This window comes from Pseudomonas sp. LB3P14, assembly GCF_054898045.1.
The window spans coordinates 4,448,163-4,467,352 of record NZ_CM142714.1 but is presented as its reverse complement, the minus strand read 5'-3'; the positions used below and the strand labels follow the sequence as shown (position 1 = coordinate 4,467,352).

Here is a 19,190-nt window from a genome sequence, read left to right as displayed (position 1 = left end):
AGTGTAGAGGGGCTTCGCGTCGTTATCCGAGGAATATATGACAATAGGGTCATTGAAAGTGGGAGCGTGACGGTATGTGGGGAAGAGACCATTGGCTTTTGATTAGCTCTACAGTAAGTTACATTAAGTGAAACCTTCTGTTGAGTCATTGCTCATGCAGCCACACTCAAAATCCACCCAGCCGATGGGGCGCCTCCTCCGGAAACTGAGCCACCTGGCCAGTGATGAGCGCTATCTGTACGCCCCGGACGATCTCAGGGCTTTGGTACCAGATATTTCCGAAGGAGCCTATAAAACATTGTTGAGTCGTGCAGCTTCTGAAGGTCATCTGACACGAGTGTGCCGAGGGCTCTACTTGTTTGACGCGGCCAAACCGTCCAGTGGGCTGGTGCTGTTTCACGCGGCCGCCCGGCTACGTGCCATGCAGTTCAATTACATCAGCCTTGAAACGGCGTTGAGTGATTGCGGGGTCATCTCGCAAATCCCCATCAACTGGATCACGCTGATGTCATCCGGACGCAGCAGCACTATTTCATGCGGCCGCTGGGGCACCATCGAGTTCGTACACACACGCCAGAAACCTCAGGACCTCGTTGACCAGGTTCACTATGACGCTCGTTGCCGGCTATGGCGTGCGACACCGCAACAAGCATTGCGAGACATGAAGGCAGCGAAACGAAATATGGACTTGATCGATTGGAGCGTTGCCAATGAGTTTGTTTGATGAGCTGGTAGATGAAGCATTAAAAAATAAACAGGATCTCGCGCCGTTGCGGGTCGTCGTGGAAAAGGAATTGCTGCATCACGACATCATGCTGGCGCTGAGTTCGGCCGGTATGCTCGCCAAACTTATATTCATCGGCGGCACCTGTTTGCGCACCTGCTACGGGTCCAACCGTTTGAGCGAGGACCTGGATTTTACCGGGGGTGCAGATTTCAATCGCGAGAGCCTGACCGAGCTCGCCCAAGTATTAGTCACCACACTAAAAACCAAATATGGTCTTGAGGTCGAAGTCGGTGAGCCTGTTCGTGAGGAGGGTAATGTCGATACCTGGAAGTTAAAGGTCCAAACCCGGGCAGGACGCAAGGATCTACCGGCACAGCGCATTAATATCGATGTGTGTTCCATTCCAAGTTATCAGCCGCAGCCTATGCAGTTGCTTAATCCTTATGGAGTCGACATGGGCACGAGTGGTCTGATTTTGCAGGCTGAAACACGCGAAGAAATTTATGCCGACAAGATCGTGGCTTTTGCTCTGCGTCCCAACCGAATCAAGAACCGTGATCTCTGGGATATGGTTTGGTTGCGTCAGCTGGGCATAAGACCACAACTGGATTTGATCGCGAAGAAACTGGGCGATCATCACTGCGAACAGGATGATTTCTTGAGGCAGTTCAAAGAACGTTCCGCACAGCTTGAGGCCGATCCGAAAGTTGTCATTGAGTTTCGCAAGGAAATGAGTCGGTTTCTGCCGGGTGAGTTGGTAGCGCAAACCGTGAATGAGCCTGCGTTCTGGACATTTTTGGTTGGTCATATACGTGATTTGTATGTGACGACAGAGAAAGCGCTGAGCGGCCATGAAAGCGTTCAGGCCTCGGGCTTCAAAATGTAACACCGCAGGAATAGGTGGCGGCAGTCAAAAAAATGGGCGACCTCAATGAGGTCGCCCATTTTGCTTGAGTCATCCCGATCAAGGTTGGCGACCTCCGCCCGACCCAGCGTTGATTACAACTCGGTCGATCTTAGCGTGCGCTTGAAATGATGCTCCCAAAGCTTAACGCCCAACCCTCCCGTCCGATCCAGTGACGACCCCACCGTCAGATCCGTAATCAACGTCGGCGGCAACCCCGCATCAAACAACGCAAACCCCCGCTGCAAGGCAGCAGGTCTCGGTCTGAAGACCGCAGACCAATACCCGATCCACCTTCAGGCTTTTCAAAGCTGGGCAGGGTGCCGATGAGTGTCTGGATACCGTCGATGAGCCATTGGGGTGAGGCGAAGCCCAGATGCAACAAAGCCCGCACTCGGCGGGCTTTGTTGATTTCGGGTTTGAGTCTCAGCGCTCCAGAATCAACTCCACCCGACGATTGCTCGCACGCCCTTCTGCAGTTGTGTTGTCGCCCAAGGGATGCGTGTCGGCGTAGCCCACGGCGGCGAGACGATTGCTCTTGATGCCGTTGCTCTGAAGGTAGCGCACGACGCTGCCGGCGCGAGCGCCAGAGAGTTCCCAGTTGGACGGAAAGCGCGAGCTGCGAATGTCTTGTGTGTCAGTGTGGCCGGCGACGATGACGTTGTGCGGGACGCTTTCGAGCACCGGTATCAGGTGTTGCAGAACTCTCAGGCCGCCCAGGTTGAGGTCGGATTGGCCCGAGGGAAACAGGATTTCACTGTTGATACGGAAGCTGACCGTGCGTTCGTTGGTGACGACTTCAATATCATTGCCCAACTTATCCAGAGGCAGCTCTTTGAGCAGGTCATCAAGACTTGGTTTGGCGGGGGCGGGGGGAGAGGGTTCGGGCGCTGGAGTCTCGGTCGTTGCGGCGACTGATGCGGCTGCTTCCAATGAGGCTATCTCAGTAGAGGTGATTGGCTCAGGCGTTGGTTCTGGTTCGACCGGTGTTTTGACCTGGGGTACGAGCAACAACTTTCCCGGTGGATCCAGTTGGGTCAGGTTTTTTGCACTGAAGATCTGGTTCAGGTTGAAGTTGGCTTTCTGGGTGTGGTCATGGCCCTTGCCCGCCATGGCCAGCATTGCCATGGTGACCACCAGCAACAGCGTCATCATGTCCAGATACGTCATCATCCATGCCTCACCTCCGGCGTCGTCCACCGGGAGGACGCTGGCAGCCGCAGCTGCTGCGTTTTTACGTTTGAGACCGCGATGGTTCTGGCGAGCCTGTATCAGCTCGACTTCAAGGGCGTGCTGACGGGCCAGCAAGTGCTGATGGTCGGCAAGACCACTTGTCGAGGCTGCGCTGGTGGACGCTCTCATGCCCGCGGGTTCCACTTGAGGGGCATCAATTTTCGACTCAGGCGAACGGGTTCGTCACGCAATTCGTTTTGATGCTCGGCAACGAAGGATTTCAGCGTTTCACGCATCAGGCCCGGGCTGCGTTTGTTGGACATCATGGAAATGCCTTGCAGGATCATGTTCATCAACACCACCCGCTGTTCAGTGCGGCGTTCCAGTTTGACCGCGACGGGTTTGAACACCAGGTTGGCCAGCAGCACGCCGTAAAGGGTGGTCATGAGGCCGACAGCCATTTGCCTGCCGATGGTGACCATGTCGCCATCGCCGAGCACGAACATGAGGTTCACCAAACCCACCAGCGTGCCCAGCATGCCGAAGGCCGGAGCGTAGCTGGCCATGACCCGAAACAGCTGCGCCTCGGCGTGTTCTTTGGCTCGCAGCCGGGAAATGCGCCATTGCAGCAGTTCGAGAATGTCGTCTTCCGGCGTCTTGTCGATCACCAACTGCACGCCGGAACGCAGGAAGGGATTTTTCACCCGATCCAGTTCTTCCTCAACCGCTCGCAAGTCGCCGTCGATCCACAGACGCGACAGACTGACCAGTTCGTTGATGTCTTCCTGGGTGTACTCGCGCTCGTTGCGAACGACGGTCTTGATAAGGCTGAAGATCCGCAGTACTTCGCTCAGCGGATAACTGATGAAGGTCGCGGCAAAGGTGCCGACCACCACAATGCCCAGGCTCGGTAAATCAACGAACAATCCGGGTTGTTGCGCGCAGAACACCAGTAGAACCGCCAGCAGTAAAAGGCTGGCGAGCATACCGATCAGGGTCGAGGGGTTCATGCAGCACTCCTTGGAACAGCACTCGGCACCCACGCCGACGGCGTTGATGCGGTTGAGACAAAGACAGGCTTTATAACGTGGCGGGCGTTGATTCAAATCCGTTAATACAGCCACTTTCCCTGGCGAAATCTGCACTACGGAAAATGCCTGTCGGATAGGCAGGCAGCTGAAAGGCGTGTCTGAAAATTTTTTGAGCGCTGGCTAAAGGTGGGTAATCGGATCGCCGATGTTCGCAATGTCTGTACGGCAACGGCGCTGAAAGCAACGGGCGCCGGACTCTGAATTTGTCATAAGCACCTCACCCACGAGAAGGAACTGCAAAATGTCAGTTATCAATACCAACATCACCTCGATGATCGCTCAACAAAACCTGAACTCCTCGGAGAGCAGCCTGAGTACCTCGATCGAACGCCTGTCGTCCGGTCTGAAAATCAACAGCGCCTCGGATGACGCCGCCGGTCAGGCGATCGCCAACCGTATGAGCTCCCAGATCACCGGTCTGGAACAAGCGAGCAGCAACGCCAGCGACGGTATCTCCCTGGCGCAGACCACTGAAGGCGCACTCGATCAGGTGAACGACAACCTGCAGCGTATTCGTGAGCTGGCAGTTCAAGCCTCGAACGGCACCAACTCCCAGTCCGACTTGCAATCGATCCAGGACGAGATCACCCAGCGTCTGGACGAGATCGACCGTATCTCCGAGCAAACCGCGTTCAACGGAGTGGATGTACTGGCGTCCGACCAGACCATCACCATCCAGGTCGGTGCGAACGATGGCGAGACCATCGACATCAAACTGAGCGAAATCAACGCCGACACGTTGGGATTGAGTGACTTCAACGTTAACGGCTATGACACCACGCTGACCGCGACAACCCTGTCGGACGACTCGGGTACCGCGATCACCTCGACCAACACCAGCTATGTCGATAAGTCCGGTACAGCCATCAGCAGCGGCACCCTGTCAACCGACGCAGACGGTGACTACTTCCTGACCGTAGGCGGTAAAACCTATGCGGCCGAAGTCACCCTGACGACCAGTGGCACCACCACCACGGCCAGCATCAGCGTCGACACGGAAAACGAGGTCACCAAAAAGTCGACAAATACCCTGACCACGCTCGACAGTGCGCTTAATACCGTTGACTCCATGCGTTCGGACCTCGGTGCGGTGCAGAACCGCTTCGACTCGGCGATCACCAACATCTCGACGACGACCACCAACTTGACATCCGCGCGTTCGGGTATTCAGGACGTGGACTACGCCACTGAAGTGTCGTCCATGACCAGTGCCCAGATCCTTCAGCAGGCGGGTACGTCGGTGCTGGCGCAAGCCAACTCCATGCCTCAGCAAATGCTGTCGCTGCTGCAGTAATCGCTACACATCCGTAGCACGCGGTACGAAGGGGCCAGCGCACGCTGAGCCCCTTTTTCTGTTGGGCGGTCGATGCGCAATACCCGTTAATCCCGCGGCTGCGATGGGCTTATCCGGGCTTTGCCGCAGTAGGTGCCGCGATAGCATTCAGGGCAGACCCTTCCTTCACAAGGCTGCCTTTCCATGCCCAAACCCCTGCGCCCCAGATCGCAAAAGAAAACCACCACCCAGGCGTCAAACAGCGCCGCTGACACTCGCGGCCTTAACCAGGCGCGACGTCTCAGCCAGCAGCGTCCGCGCGACCCGCAAGTGTGGATAGACCTGGGTAATCTGGAGCTCAAAGCCGAGCCTGAACGCGCACTGGCCAGTTACGAGCGAGCGTTGGGCCTGTTGCCCGACGACCCGCAGGCGTTGGAGTTGGTGGCCAAAGCGGCACAAAAACTCGGTCAGGCGGATCGTGCCCGGGAACTTGCCCTTAAAGCCTTGGGCATAAACCCTGATTTCTCACCGGCCCATCATCGTCTGGCCACGCTTTACTTTGAGAAAGGTGAGTTCCCCAAAGCCCTGCAGCATATTCAGCAGGCCCTGGATATTGCCCCTGATGACTGTCGCATGCTCTCCAGAAAAGGCTTGATCCTCAACCGGCTGGAGCGCCACGGCGACGCCATCGCGGTGTTCGACAAACTGATCGAACGAGAGCCGGGGGATTACAGTCACTGGAACAACGCGGCCAACCTGTACAAGGACATCGGCCAGCTGGCCAAGGCCGACAAGTACTATCAAAAGGCAGTGTCGCTGGCCAAGCGAAAGGATGTGCTGCCTTACTCCAACCGCCTGACGTCGTTGCACTACGATCCTGATCGCAGTCGCGACTATATCTTCGAGGTCTGCAAGGAATGGCAGTCGCGCTTCGGTCCAAAATCCGTTCCCGCCCGGCCTGAGGTGCAGGATCGGGCGCTGAACCGATGCCTGCGCATCGGTCTGGTGTCCGACGGTTTGCGCCAGCATCCGGTGGGCAACATGATCGTGGGTGTGCTGGAGAAACTGCCGCGTCATCAGTTTGAATTGTTCGCCTACAGCACCAGCCAGGTTTGCGATCATCTGACCCGGCGCATTCAAGCGACAGTTCATCAATGGCTCGCGATCAAACACATGGATGAGCACACGCTGGCGCAGCGTATTCGTGACGACCGGATCGATATCCTGATCGACCTGTGTGGCCATAATGCCGGTAACCGCATGGGCGCCATGGCATTGCAACCAGCACCTCTGCTGGTGAAGTGGGTGGGCGGGCTGATCAATACGACAGGGCTGGACGCGATCGATTATTTGCTCAGCGACAGCATCGAGTCGCCTGAAGGCGAGGATGCGTTCTACACCGAAAAACTCATCCGTCTGCCCGACGATTACATCTGTTACGACCCGCCGCCCTACACGCCGGACATCAAGCCATTACCGGCGCTTGAAAACGGCTTCATGACTTACGGGTGCTTCAATAACCCGACCAAGGTCAACGATGTCCTGCTGGCCCAGTGGGCCGAGTTGATGCGGGCGACGCCGGATTCGCGCTTGCTGCTAAAGGGCGGGGCGTTCGGCAACCGTGAGCTGCGAGAGCATGTGCATGCCGTTATGGCTGCCCAAGGAATAGCACCGGAACGTGTGCTGGTCGAAGGGCCGGTTGGCCACAAATCCTTGCTTGAGACCTACAACCGCATCGATATCGCGCTTGACCCCTGGCCCTATTCCGGTGGGCTAACGACCTGCGAGGCGTTGTTGATGGGCGTGCCGGTGGTCACGTTGCCCGGCCCGACGTTCGCCGGGCGCCACTCGGCCACGCACTTGGTCAATGCCGGCCTGCCGGAACTGGTGGTCAACAGTTGGGATGAATACCGCCAGCGCGTCATCGGCCTGGCCGGGGATCTGAACAGTCTCTCCAGCATCCGCAGCCACCTGCGCGAGGTGCTCATGCGTTCGCCGGTCTGTGACAGTCGCCGTTTTGCGAGCCACTTCAGCACGGCCATGCGAGCGATCTGGCAACGCTATTGCGAGGGTAAGCCGGCGGCCGCATTGACGCTGACCAGGGATGGGCACGCCTGGTTCCAGGATGAATCCGATGCTGTGGACATCCAGCACCCGGTTGAGCCGGTGAAGGACGAAGGCTTCAGTTTCAAGTTTCAGGGCAAGGTCGTCACGCTGGATCATGGCGTGACGCTGGTAGCTTCGGCGCAGTTCGTCGCGCTACAAAAGCTGGGAGCCTTCTCGACGATAGCGTTCGACCCGGCCAGTCGCGTCGATAATGCCAGTCAACTGGCGCAACTCGGCGAGCTGCATTATTACCCGCATGCGGCGCTGGGCAATGGTCAGGCGACAACCCTCCATGCATGCCTGGATCCGGCGATGACAGCGACGTTGGAGCCTCTGGCCGCGCACAGTCCGGGTACCGGTTCCAGCGTGCTGGCCAGGCTTGCGTTGCCGACCCTGAAGCTGGACGCCATCAACGGGTTGCAGTCCGTTGACTGGCTGGTGCTGGACAATCTGAACGACAGCCTGGCCGTTATTGAACACGGGCAACGGACGCTGACCGATACGCTGCTGGTGCAGGCGCGCGTCAACTTCGCGCCGACCCATCGCCAGCAGCCTGATGTGGGCCTGATCAGTCAAAGCCTTGCTCGCCTGGGTTTCAGCTTTTATCGGTTGAATAAGCTTCAACACGTCAGCCATCGGCCGCAGGGTGAGAGTCCTGATCAACTTCGAGCCTCTCATCTGGTCTGTGCCGATGCCTTGTTTTTGCCCGACGCGGCACGATTGGCGGCTCTTTCGGACAACCAGCGTCTGAAGCTGGCGTTCATCCTGCATACGGTTTACGGCGCTCACGATGTCGCGACGCAACTTCTCAGCGCGCTCGACAGCGGTTTGGCCGAGCAGTACCTCAAGCATTGTCAGAACACGTCATCCGCCTCGACATCCGGATCAAACCAGGCCGAAACGCTTGCCGCTCGTCAAGATGAAGACCTGCGGGCGCCGATGCAGGAGCCTCAGGTGACGTTCCCGGAAGAGGTCGCCATTTACCTGAAAAAGATCTATTCAGAAGCCTCGGTGATTCTGGAGTACGGCAGCGGTGGTTCGACAATCATTGCCGCCAGAATGCCGGACAAGTCGGTTATTTCGGTAGAGAACGACGCCCGCTGGGCCAAGGACATGCAGGCCTGGATTGCCAACGCTGCGCTGCCATCGCGGCCGGTGATTTATCCGATCGATGTCGGCGAGACCGGTCAATGGGCCCGTCCGAAAAATGCCCGGGCCTGGAAAAAATTCCACACCTACCCGCTGAAGGTCTGGGATGAGCCGTTCTTTCAGCAACCTGATGTGATCCTGATCGACGGGCGTTTTCGGATTGCCTGCTTCGTGACCGCCTACCTGCGGGCGACCAAACCGATGATCGTGCTGTTCGACGACTACCTCGATCGTCCTCACTATCACGTGGTCGAGCGGTTGTTGGCACCGACCGAGTTCGTCGGTCGAATGGCGCGGTTCGACGTACGTCCTCTCGCCGAAATCCCCCGGTCAGAACTGACCTGGCTGGTCGCCAGTTATAACGAGGTGGCCTACGCCGAGTGAGCAATCGGCGGTGATGAACTGAGCCGTGCGCGTCGACGAGTATGGACGCGCAGGGTTCAGGACCTGCCGATGGCTGAATAGATCAAACCGGCTTCCGCCAATGCCTTCGGCTCATACAAATTGCGTCCATCGATCACCACGGCCGACTTGAGTTGCTGTTTGAGCCAGATGAAGTCGACGCTGCGAAAGGCTTTCCATTCCGTGCAGATCACCAGGGCATCGGCACCCTTGACCGCCTGGATGCGATCCCCGGCCAGCAACAAGTCGTCGCGCTCACCGTAGAGGCGCCGACACTCTTGCATCGCTTCCGGGTCGTAGGCCTGCACTCTGGCGCCGGCCTTCCACAGGGATTCCATCAAGTCTCTGCTGGGAGCGGCGCGCATATCATCGGTATTGGGTTTGAACGCCAGTCCCCAGACGGCAATGGTTTTGTCCGCCAGCTGACCGTCCAGCGCCCGTTCGAGTTTTTTGAACAGAGTGGTTTTCTGCCGCTGGTTGACCGCTTCGACGGCCCTCAGCAATTGCGGGTCGTAGCCGACTTCCTGGGCGGTGCGGTTCAGGGCTTGAATGTCCTTGGGGAAACACGAGCCGCCATAGCCGCAACCGGGGTAGATGAAGTCATAGCCGATCCGTGGATCGCTGCCGATGCCATGGCGGACTTCTTCTATATCCACGTCAAGGTGTTCGGCGAGGTTGGCCATTTCATTCATGAAGCTGATTTTTGTCGCCAGCATGGCGTTGGCGGCGTACTTGGTCAGCTCTGCGGCGCGCAGGCTCATGAACATCAGTTTGTCGTGATTACGGTTATAGGGCGCGTAGCACTCGCGCATGAGGGTTTTGACCTGCTCCGACGCCGTACCGATGATGATGCGCGCGCCGCGGGTGAAGTCTTCGATGGCGGCGCCTTCTTTCAAAAACTCCGGGTTGGAGCAGATATCGAACGGCAGCTGTACGCCGCGATCTGCCAACACCGCGCGAATGCACGCCTGGACTTTTTCCCCGGTGCCAACGGGGACGGTGGATTTATCGACGACGACTTTGTAGCCCTGCATGTGCTGGCCGATGGTGTGTGCGACGGCCAGGACGTATTGCAGATCGGCGCTGCCGTCTTCATCGGCCGGCGTACCCACAGCAATGAACAGCAGGTCGGCGAAGGCGACGGCTTGCGCGGCATGGGTGGAGAAGAGCAGGCGTTCGGCCTGAACGTTGGTGTGGATCAGCGTGCTCAGGCCAGGCTCATGAATCGGTATTTCACCGCCCTGCAGCCGCTCGATGCGTTGCGGGTCGATGTCCATGCACATCACTTCATGTCCGACATCGGCAAGGCACGCGCTTGCCACAAGACCCACATAACCGGAACCGAACACGCTGATCTTCATGTTTCGCTATTCCGTCATGCTGGCGCGTAGCCGGGCAATGGCCTGGCTGTGCAACTGACAGGCGCGCGACTCGCTGACTTCCAGCACCAGGCCAATCTCCCGCAGGTTGAGTTTTTCGTGATGACACAGCGCGAGCAGCAGTCTTTCCCGCGCCGGAAGGGCGTCAATGGCGCGCATGAGGTGGACGCGGTTGCGATCATTGACCAGTTCGGCAAAGGGGTTGAGGTGCCGGGAACTGATCGCATCGATATGCTCTTCGCCCACATCGTCGATGGGCAGCATCTGACTGCCATTGGTGTCATTGAGCACCTGATGGTATTCAGCGAGCGTCAGCCCCATCGCTGAAGCGACTTCGCGTTCTTTGGCAGGTCGCCCCAGGCTTTGCTCCACGCGATGCATGGCATCCTCCAGCGCACGTGCGTTGCGTCGCACGCTGCGGGGTACCCAGTCGCGGGTGCGCAGTTCATCGATCATCGCGCCGCGGATACGTTGCGAGGCGAAGGTGCCGAATGTAGCCCCGACGCTAAAGTCATAACGGGTCATGGCATCGAGCAAGCCGATGCTGCCGGCTTGAATCAAATCGTCCAGCTCGATATTGGCTGGCAGCCGGGTTTTCAGACCTAGTGCTTGCCGCCGGACCAAGGGTAGGTACTGCTGGAGCACTTCCTGCTGGTTCATCTTGCCCTGTGCCGTATACATCGTGCGCGCCTGCGAAAGACAAAAAATGGCAATGAGGCATCCGCACAGTTGGAAGCCGCGTGACGCCTGGAGTCGTATCGTCAGGATTATTACTGCTCCCCCGGGCCCCTTAAGCGCGGAACAGCCATGCGCTACACGACATGTTCCCCGCTTAGCTGCGGCGGCAAATGACGAATGGCTCAGTCACTGATTTCATGGATGAGCAACAACCGAATGCCGAGATAATGGTGTGCCGCCTCTCGCAAGTTAGTGAGAAGGCCCTGCCGGGAAAAGCCGGCGTGTAGCGCCAGCACGTGGTCGGGACCGCCTTGTTCGCTGAGTCGACGCAAGGTCTGGAAGGCGCTGCGGAAGGCGTCAAGGTCGCTGTCGATCCATACCCCCCAGCGCGGTTGCTGGCGAGTCAGGGCTTGCAGATCCCGGCGATTGTTATCCACAGGCAACACGCGCCAGCGGGCGGGGTGGCCGATCCATTGATGGCCTTGTTGATGCCAGCGTTCCAGGGTTTTATGCGCCTGGCTTGCCGCCTGCACCGGGCCGAACAGGATCAACGTGCGATCCGGTGCGGGTGGCGGCAACGGGGTGACTGTGTAGACGACGGCGCTGTGATGAGCCTTGTTTTGCTCGGCCCAGCGGCGCAAGCCCGCCGCCTGATCCAGTGTGTCCGCCGCCGGCCGGGTGTGCGGATCGTTCATGTACAGACGCTGGTCTGAGTGCTGTCCATGCGCGTAAAGGCATCGCTGACTGTTAGCAGGTGCAATAAGCCTTCAAGAATTCCCGAAGCATGACCGGCACGCTTTTCAGGCAACAGCCCCAACAGTTGTGCGCGTGCCTGGAAGGCCCAGTCATCCCTGGCGTCGGTCAGTCGTACGGCGGTCGCGGCCAGTCCGGCCGCCAGGTACAAGCGCAGTTCGGCATGCAGGTGCGGCTGAATGTCGACCAATAGCGTCCAGCCACGCCCGGTCAGCTTTGCCAGTTCGTCGTGTTTCAACTGCAGGATGAGGTCGGCCACCTGATCCTTCAAAGCCCCTTGTGTGTTTTCCCCGGCCAGCCACCCGCGTTGCCCCAAGCACTGGCCGCTATGGCTGTCATGCAGCGTACCGAACCAGGCGCGCAAGGGTTCTTGAGTCGAACCTTTGAGCGTGACCGGTAGATGACTCAGGTTCAGACGCACGTTACGGCCGCGGTAACGCAGTTCACGAACGCCAAAGTCTTCGCTGTGTGTGGCCAGTGTGTCGAGGCGCTGATGCTCACCTTGATACATGACGCGCTGGCTGCCCTTGACTGCGCTCAGCCACGTCTGGCCGTTATGATGCAGCGCTTCGAGGGTGTCGCCGCTGGGGCAGGTTGACCACACATGACGGTGCGTCGGCCAGCGAGGCTGACACCAGCTCAGGCGAGGTTGCGGGCCAATCGGCATGCGATGCGTCAGCCAGGGGCGGACCTTCAATTGACCGGCGTTGTCCACCGCCAACAAGGGCATGCTCCAGGAGGCGCCGGCCGTCGGACGCGGCGCTCCCCACAACAGCAGACCGTTGGGACTGGCAGGCGCCCAGCGCTCCTGCACGCTCAGGAACGCTGCCCAGCGCGGGTGTTGCACCGCTTGGGGCATGCCCACCAAGGGCCAGACATCGAGCAACTGCTCAAAGCCCGCGATCCGATGGATCAGGCTGTCGCGCAAAGACGAGACAGTCCGGCTCTGACCTAACAATCCGCGCACCAGTGCATCCAGTCGCTGGGCCGTCGAGGCGCCCGGTTTTGCGGCAAACAGGGAAGGGCGCGAGATATCCAGCGCTTGTTGCAGGAAGGTCGAGGCCGCGGGGAGCTGCAAGTCTTCAGGTACTTGTTGACCGACGGACAGGTAGTTCAGACGCAGGCCGTGACGAATCACGGTATCCAGTGCCGGGCCCAGCCGTGCGGCTTCATCGCATTTGCTGATGATGCAGTCATCCAGTGGGCAACCGGCAGCATGCGCGGCATCACGATAGGTTTGCACCACTTCTTCGAGGGTGTCGCCATGGCTGGCCGCGTTGATCACCAACATCAGGCGCAACGCCCGGTCGCTGGAACCCAGTTGGTTGATTTGCGTCAGCAGGCGTTGGTCACGCTGGCTCATGCCCACGGTGTCGATGATCACCAGTTGCTTATCAGCCAGTTGGGCAAGCAACGGGCCGAGCGCCGCCGCAGGCCCCAGGGTGTGTAGTTCGACACCCAATAGTTGGGCATAGATTTTCAGCTGTTCATGGGCGCCGATACGGAAACTGTCGGTGGTGACCAGGGCGACCTGACTGGCGCCATGACGCATGACATAACGCGCCGCCAGTTTGGCGGTCGTGGTGGTTTTGCCCACCCCGGTCGGCCCCACCAGGGCAATGATGCTCGCGTGGTCGAACAGCTCGGCCTCATCACCCAGCTGGTTCAATTGGCTGTCCAGTTTTTGCGCCAGCCAGGCTTGCAACCTTGCAGGTGTGGCGTCAGGCCCTTGGAGTTGGGGCGGTGTTGTGCCGAGCAACTCCTCGCTCATACGTGCGCTGAATCCTGCGTCGAGCAGCCATTTGATGAGTTGAGGCCGACCGCTCTTATCGTGGGCTGACCGTTCTGCCTGGCGATCGATGAGTTGGCGCATGTCCTGGATTTCGTTCAGCAGGCGTTCACTTAACGCGGTGAAATCCACGACGCTTGTTGGCGTCGGGTTTGCAGTAACGGGCGAATCAACAGGCTCGGGTCGTGTCGAAAACGCGCTGATCTGATGGGCGTAAGCGGCCGCGGCGTGGTGAAGGCTGACCGGCACCGGGCCGTCGTCTGATTCCGTCGGGGTGGCAAGACGCAATGGCGCGAAAGCTTGCGTGGGTGTTTCTTCGGCCAGCGCCATGATCTCGACGCCTTCGTCGGTCATGCGGCTCGACAGGATCAGGGCCTCTTCACCCAGGACGAGACGAACCTGATTCATGGCCTCGCGACTGTTGGCGCCGATAAATCGTTGAGCACTCACTTGGGTGTTCCTCCGATCACGTTAATCATTCGAAGTGTGCGGTCATCCGGTACTTCGCTCAGGGAAATCACCGTCAACTGACGCAAGCGTCGTCGCAAGAAGCGCGACAGCACCGGACGCAGCTTGTTCGGCACGACCAACACGGGTGGCTCGGTGCTGACTTCCTGGCGTTTGAGGGCCAGCGAGGTTTGCTGCATCAGGTTGTCCGCCAGAGTAGGTTCCAGCGACCCTCCATTGCCGACGGCCTGCATCAGCACCTGTTCAAGGTTGAAGTCCAGCCCGATGACTTTCAGTTCGGATTTGTTGGCAAACAACTGATTGACGATCGAGCGACCCAGGGCAATGCGCACGACGGCCGTCAGTTCCTGAACATCCGGGGGTTGTTGCACGCCGCCATGTTCGGCCAGCGCATCGAGAATGGTGCGCATGTCACGGATCGAGACGTTTTCTTCCAGCAGGTTCTGCAGCACGCGTTGCAATACCGTCAGCGAAACCAGCTTGGGCACGACTTCGTCGATCAACCCTTTGCTGTCGGGACCGAGCTTGTCCAGAAGCTTCTGGACTTCACCGCGGCCCAGCATGTCTTTGGCGTGGTGATGCAGCAGGTGGTTAAGGTGGGTAGCTGTCACGGTGCTGGCGTCGACCACGGTGTAACCATAAATCTGCCCGTGCTCACGCAGGTTCGGATCGATCCAGATGGCCGGTAAACCAAACGCCGGATCCACCGCCTCTGTGCCTTCAAGCTCGCTGGTGACCTTGCCGGGGTTGATGGCCAGCCACTTGCCGGGAAAGACTTCACCGCGTCCGATTTCAACGCCTTTAAGGCTGATGATGTAGGTGTTGGGTGACAACTCCAGCTTGTCGCGCACATGAACCACGGGCGGTAGAAAACCCACGTCCTGGGCGAACTTTTTGCGCAGGCTTTTAATTCGGGTGATCAGCTCACCTTGTTGGCGTGCATCCACCAATTGAATCAGTCGGTGGCCGACGCGCAAGCTCAGCGTATCGACCAGCTGCACATCATCCCAAGAGGCTTCGGAACTTTGCGACGCCGATTTGGGCAGCAGGGTCTGGGTGGCATTTTCCTGGGGCAACTCCTCCTGCCTGGAGAACCACCAGCCCAGCCCACCCAACAGTCCGGTAAGGATCAGAAACACCAGGTTCGGCATGCCCGGTACCAGCCCGAGCAAACCCATCACACCTGCCGTCATCATCAGCACCTTTGGCCGACTGAACAGCTGGCCCATCATCTGTTGGCCAACGTCTTGTTCGGTATTGACCCGCGATACCGTGACACCGGCGGCAATCGAGATCACCAGGCCAGGAATCTGCGCCACCAGGCCGTCGCCGATGGTCAGCATGGTGTACGTGTGGGCGGCGTCGGCGAAGGCCATGTCATGTTGCAGGATGCCGATGGCCAGGCCGCCAATGATGCAGACGCCCATGATGACCAGACCGGCCACGGCGTCACCACGCACGAACTTGCTCGCACCGTCCATGGAGCCGAAAAAGTCAGCTTCCTGGGCGACTTCCTTGCGACGTTGGCGGGCTTGCGGTTCGCCGATCAGGCCCGCGTTCAGGTCGGCATCGATCGCCATCTGTTTGCCGGGCATCGAGTCCAGCGTAAAGCGTGCGCCGACTTCGGCGATTCGTCCGGCACCCTTGGTGATCACCATGAAGTTGATGGTCACCAGAATCAGGAACAGCGCCAGACCCACGGCAAAGTTACCGCCCACCAGAAACTCGCCGAAGGCCTCGATGACCTTCCCGGCGGCGTCGGCGCCGGTATGACCCTCCATTAAGATCACCCGCGTCGAGGCAACGTTGAGCGACAGGCGCAGTAAGGTGGTGAACAGCAGCACGGAGGGAAACGCAGAGAAATCCAGTGGTTTTTCCGTGAGCATGCTCACCATCAACACCATGATCGCCAGCGCGATGTTGAAGGTGAACAGCAAGTCCAGAATAAACGTCGGCAGCGGCAGGATCATCATCGACAGGATGAGGACGATCAGCACGGGCCCGGTCATGATCTTCAGGTCGGTTCTGGCCAGCCAGGAGTCAGGGCCGAGTAAATCGGTCATTCCTTTCATTCGTTCTGTTCATCCTCAGGTTTTGCGTTACGCGGGCCACGCTGGTCCATGCCCGGCGGTACGGACAGGTTCACCGGGGTCGGTGGCACGTCACCGCCATGCTCACTGACGCGCTTGAGGCGTATGGCCCAGGCCACGACTTCAGCGACAACGGTGTAAAGCTCAATGGGAATTTCACGATCGAGATCGACGTGGAAGTAAAGGGCACGGGCCAGCGGCGGGGCTTCGAGTATGGGCAAGTGATGTTCCCGTGCAATGTCGCGAATACGCAAAGCCACATCATCCGCCCCTTTGGCGACCACTCGGGGAGCGCCGTTCTGATCCTTTTGATAAGACAGGGCTACGGCGAAATGGCTGGGGTTGGTGACGATGACGTCGGCCTTGGGCACCTTGCTCATCATGCGGCGCCGAGCGCGTGCCTGTTGCAACTGACGGATCCGCGCCTTGATATGCGGGTCGCCGTCGGCGTTCTTGTGTTCCTGGCGTTGTTCTTCCTTGGACATGCGCAGGTTCTTCGCGTAGGTCCACAACTGATAAGGCGCGTCCATGCCGACCACGATAATCAGCGCTGCCACGCACATCGCGCAGGACTTGGCAGTTAACCCCATGACCGCTGTCAGGGCTTGCTGCGCAGGCATTTGCGGCAAGGCCAACAGTTGGCCGATGTGCGCTTTGAGGAAGAAATAGACCACCGTACCGATAAGGGTTGCCTTGGCGATGGCTTTTGCCAGTTCAACCAACACTTGCACGGAAAAAAGCCGCGCCAGCCCGCTGATCGGGTTAACCCTTGAAAACTGCGGACGCACTGCCGCCAAGGTAATCACCAGCCCTCCCAGCAGTGCCGGCGCGGCCAGGGCCGCGAGCGTCATCAGGGCGAAGAACGGCACTAAGGCGAACAGCGCGATCTGGCTCAATGACCAGAGCACACTGAGCATGCGTGCCGTGTCGAACAGTTGTGCCCGATCGAACAGCAACGCCTGTTCCATGACCTGTCCCAGGCTGTCATACAGTTTGCCACCCATGATCCACAGTCCGCCGATACCGGCCAGCAACATGACGAAGGTGTTCATTTCACGAGAGCGTGCGACCTGACCTTGTTCACGGGCCTTCTCTATTCGTCGCGGCGTCGCCGCTTCGGTCTTGTCCTCTCTGCTGGTCTCGGCCATGGCTCTCCGGGCGCCTGCGGCGACCCGCTCGACATGTCAAAGGTCGTCATTGTGCGCAGCAGCAACGCACCCTGATCGTGGAAACACCACGCACAATCGAGCGCTAATGTCGGGTTTGTTCCGCCGGTTTGCTTGTGGAGGGCTCGGGAGTTGTCGGCTCCGGTACTTCCAATGGGCCGTATTCGTCCTGAGACAGAATCTTCTGCGCAACGCGGCTGTCCAGAACGATGATTTCGATCCTCCGGTTGGCGGCGTCATAGGGGCCTGCGCCGTGGAAGCGGATGCGATCGGACATGCCAGAGACACGCAATAGCTTGTCCGAGTCCAGGCCACCGGCGACCAGTTCCTGGCGAGAGGCTTTGGCGCGGTCGGCGGACAAGTCCCAATTGTTGTAGCCTGCCTCGCCGCCCGGATACGGGTGGCTGTCGGTATGCCCGCTGATTTGAATGCGGTTGGGCAGTTCATTGAGCACCGGTGCGAAGGTTCTCAGCAGTTTGCGTAAATACGGCGCGACATTGGCGCTGCCCAGTTCGAACATCGGGCGTTTGTCGGTGTCGAGCAATTGCACGCGCAAACCTTCCGGGCTCAGCTCAATAGAGATCTGTTGCTTGAGCTCCCTCAGTTGTGGATCGCGCTCCACCGCGCTTTCCAGTCGATGCTTGAGTGACTCCAGATGACGACGCTCCTCGCTGGACAAGCGTTTGGGACGCTGATCCATTCGTGCCCGCTCGCCTTCAGAGAAACGTTGATCGGGGCCTCCGCCGGGAATTGCGCTGGTGCTTGCCGAGTTGCGATCGCCTTTGCTCATGGCGACCAGTAACGGTGTACTGAAGTATTCGGCAATCGCTTCCTTATCGCTTTTGCTGGCGTTGGACAGCACCCACAAGACCAAAAACAGCGCCATCAGTGCGGTCATGAAGTCGGCGAAGGCAATTTTCCAGGCGCCACCATGGTGCCCGTGAGCGGCCTTTTTCTTGCGCCGTATGATGATCGGTTGATCATTCATACTCATTCGATCCCGGGTTGGCTGCTACCGCCACGCACATAGCTTTCCAGCTCCAGTGCGCCGGGTCTTTCGCTGGTGTGCAGGGCCTTGCGACCGAACTCCACGGCTAACTGTGGAGGCATGCCTTGCACGCTCGCCAACAGCGTGACGCGGATACACTGCAGCATCTTGGCGGACTCGGCAGCCTGGCGAGCGATACGACTGGCCAATGGCGCAACCAGGCCGTAAGCCAGGTAAATCCCGAGGAAGGTTCCGACCAATGCGTGAGCGATCATCTGGCCCATCAAGTCCGGGCCGACGTCGACTGCGCTCAGGGCTTTGACCACCCCCATGACGGCCGCGACGATACCAAAGGCCGGTAATGCATCGCTGACTTTGTACAGGGCGTCGGAGGGCAAATGAGCTTCGTGCTCGAACTCTTCGATTTCGTGCAGCATCAGTTCGTCGAGTTCATGAGCCTGCATCGCACTACTGACCAACAGGCGCAGGTAATCGGTGATGAAATGGATGATCATCGGGTCGGATACCAGCCGTGGATACTGGGCAAAAATCGGGCTCTGGTCGGGCTCGTCGATGTCCCGTTCCAGGGACAGCATACCTTCACGCCGTGCTTTGCTCAGCAAGGCGTACATCATTGCCATCAGTTCCAAGTACAACGTTTTGTCGTACTTGGCGCTGCGCTTGAATCGCGAGAGCGCGTTGAGCGTGGCTCTGATCGCCTTGCCGTTATTCGCGGCGATGAACGCACCGATACCGGCCCCTCCAATCATCAGCAGTTCGGTCGGTTGATACAGTGGGCCGAGGCTGCCACCGGACAGGACGAAGCCACCGAACACCGACAAAAGTACAACGATAAGCCCTAATGCGATGAGCACGTGGTCGTTCCTTAAACTTAAGAAATAGATGACCTGCTGGATATCGGCAGAGGTGTCGAAAACTTGAAATTATTTATTTCGGAGTGGGCGATGGGAGAGGGTTGGCGAGGTGAAAAGGGGTAAGCCCGATCTATCGGATTTACCCACTCTTTTGGGTGTGGTGAGGGAGGTGGTGCGCA

The 19,190-nt window shown here is 58.8% G+C and carries 14 protein-coding genes and 1 pseudogene; 4 read left to right on the top strand and 11 right to left on the bottom strand.

Annotation, left to right across the window (positions count from 1 at the left end; translation table 11 throughout):
- The first annotated feature begins 154 nt into the window (after positions 1 to 154).
- The gene (gene abiEi, locus ACYZT5_RS20650) at positions 155 to 724 is read left to right on the top strand and encodes a type IV toxin-antitoxin system AbiEi family antitoxin (protein WP_462047169.1); all 570 of its coding nucleotides are present in this window, start codon (positions 155 to 157) and stop codon (positions 722 to 724) included.
- Positions 711 to 1,613, top strand: a complete 903-nt coding sequence (locus ACYZT5_RS20645; protein ID WP_462047168.1) for a nucleotidyl transferase AbiEii/AbiGii toxin family protein — start codon at positions 711 to 713, stop codon at positions 1,611 to 1,613. Before abiEi ends, ACYZT5_RS20645 begins: the two co-directional genes overlap by 14 nt.
- Before the next feature lie 113 nt (positions 1,614 to 1,726).
- Here the strand turns inward: ACYZT5_RS20645 and ACYZT5_RS20640 are convergent.
- The 3 genes and pseudogenes from ACYZT5_RS20640 to ACYZT5_RS20630 all read right to left on the bottom strand — a co-directional run.
- Positions 1,727 to 1,967: pseudogene (locus tag ACYZT5_RS20640) on the bottom strand (isochorismatase family protein); the annotation flags it as partial.
- A 90-nt stretch (positions 1,968 to 2,057) separates the two neighbouring features.
- On the bottom strand, positions 2,058 to 2,993 hold the full coding sequence (locus ACYZT5_RS20635) for an OmpA/MotB family protein (protein WP_462047167.1): 936 nt from the start codon (positions 2,991 to 2,993) through the stop codon (positions 2,058 to 2,060).
- Positions 2,990 to 3,814: a motility protein A gene (locus tag ACYZT5_RS20630; protein ID WP_462047166.1), complete on the bottom strand. Its 825-nt coding sequence runs from the start codon at positions 3,812 to 3,814 to the stop codon at positions 2,990 to 2,992. The genes ACYZT5_RS20635 and ACYZT5_RS20630 overlap by 4 nt, the downstream gene beginning before the upstream one ends.
- Positions 3,815 to 4,136: 322 nt before the next feature.
- Between ACYZT5_RS20630 and ACYZT5_RS20625 the strand changes: the two genes are divergently transcribed.
- Both ACYZT5_RS20625 and ACYZT5_RS20620 read left to right on the top strand, forming a co-directional pair.
- Entirely contained in the window at positions 4,137 to 5,189 is a 1,053-nt protein-coding gene (locus ACYZT5_RS20625) for a flagellin N-terminal helical domain-containing protein (protein WP_462047165.1), read from the top strand.
- A gap of 183 nt (positions 5,190 to 5,372) precedes the next feature.
- Entirely contained in the window at positions 5,373 to 8,807 is a 3,435-nt protein-coding gene (locus tag ACYZT5_RS20620) for an O-linked N-acetylglucosamine transferase, SPINDLY family protein (RefSeq protein WP_462047164.1), read from the top strand.
- Positions 8,808 to 8,863: 56 nt separating this feature from the next.
- On the opposite strand, the gene ACYZT5_RS20615 is transcribed toward ACYZT5_RS20620, so the two are convergent.
- The 8 genes from ACYZT5_RS20615 to motA all read right to left on the bottom strand — a co-directional run bounded on the left by ACYZT5_RS20615 (position 8,864) and on the right by motA (position 19,011).
- Positions 8,864 to 10,186: a UDP-glucose dehydrogenase family protein gene (locus ACYZT5_RS20615; RefSeq protein WP_462047163.1), complete on the bottom strand. Its 1,323-nt coding sequence runs from the start codon at positions 10,184 to 10,186 to the stop codon at positions 8,864 to 8,866.
- A gap of 6 nt (positions 10,187 to 10,192) precedes the next feature.
- Positions 10,193 to 10,885, bottom strand: coding sequence for an RNA polymerase sigma factor FliA (locus ACYZT5_RS20610; protein WP_462047162.1), 693 nt, complete (start codon positions 10,883 to 10,885; stop codon positions 10,193 to 10,195).
- Positions 10,886 to 11,064: 179 nt separating this feature from the next.
- Positions 11,065 to 11,577: a hypothetical protein gene (locus tag ACYZT5_RS20605; protein WP_462047161.1), complete on the bottom strand. Its 513-nt coding sequence runs from the start codon at positions 11,575 to 11,577 to the stop codon at positions 11,065 to 11,067.
- Positions 11,574 to 13,874, bottom strand: a complete 2,301-nt coding sequence (flhF, locus tag ACYZT5_RS20600; protein WP_462047160.1) for a flagellar biosynthesis protein FlhF — start codon at positions 13,872 to 13,874, stop codon at positions 11,574 to 11,576. Before flhF ends, ACYZT5_RS20605 begins: the two co-directional genes overlap by 4 nt.
- The gene (gene flhA / locus ACYZT5_RS20595) at positions 13,871 to 15,964 is read right to left on the bottom strand and encodes a flagellar biosynthesis protein FlhA (protein WP_462047159.1); all 2,094 of its coding nucleotides are present in this window, start codon (positions 15,962 to 15,964) and stop codon (positions 13,871 to 13,873) included. Before flhA ends, flhF begins: the two co-directional genes overlap by 4 nt.
- Complete coding sequence (gene flhB / locus ACYZT5_RS20590) at positions 15,961 to 17,130, bottom strand: flagellar biosynthesis protein FlhB (RefSeq protein WP_462047158.1); 1,170 nt, start codon at positions 17,128 to 17,130, stop codon at positions 15,961 to 15,963. The genes flhA and flhB overlap by 4 nt, the downstream gene beginning before the upstream one ends.
- 103 nt (positions 17,131 to 17,233) lie before the next feature.
- Positions 17,234 to 18,142 carry a flagellar motor protein MotB gene (motB, locus tag ACYZT5_RS20585; RefSeq protein ID WP_462047157.1) on the bottom strand — a complete coding sequence of 303 codons (909 nt, stop codon included), beginning with the start codon at positions 18,140 to 18,142 and terminating at the stop codon, positions 17,234 to 17,236.
- Positions 18,139 to 19,011, bottom strand: coding sequence for a flagellar motor stator protein MotA (gene motA, locus ACYZT5_RS20580; RefSeq protein ID WP_462047156.1), 873 nt, complete (start codon positions 19,009 to 19,011; stop codon positions 18,139 to 18,141). The genes motB and motA overlap by 4 nt, the downstream gene beginning before the upstream one ends.
- Between the last annotated feature and the right edge of the window lie 179 nt (positions 19,012 to 19,190).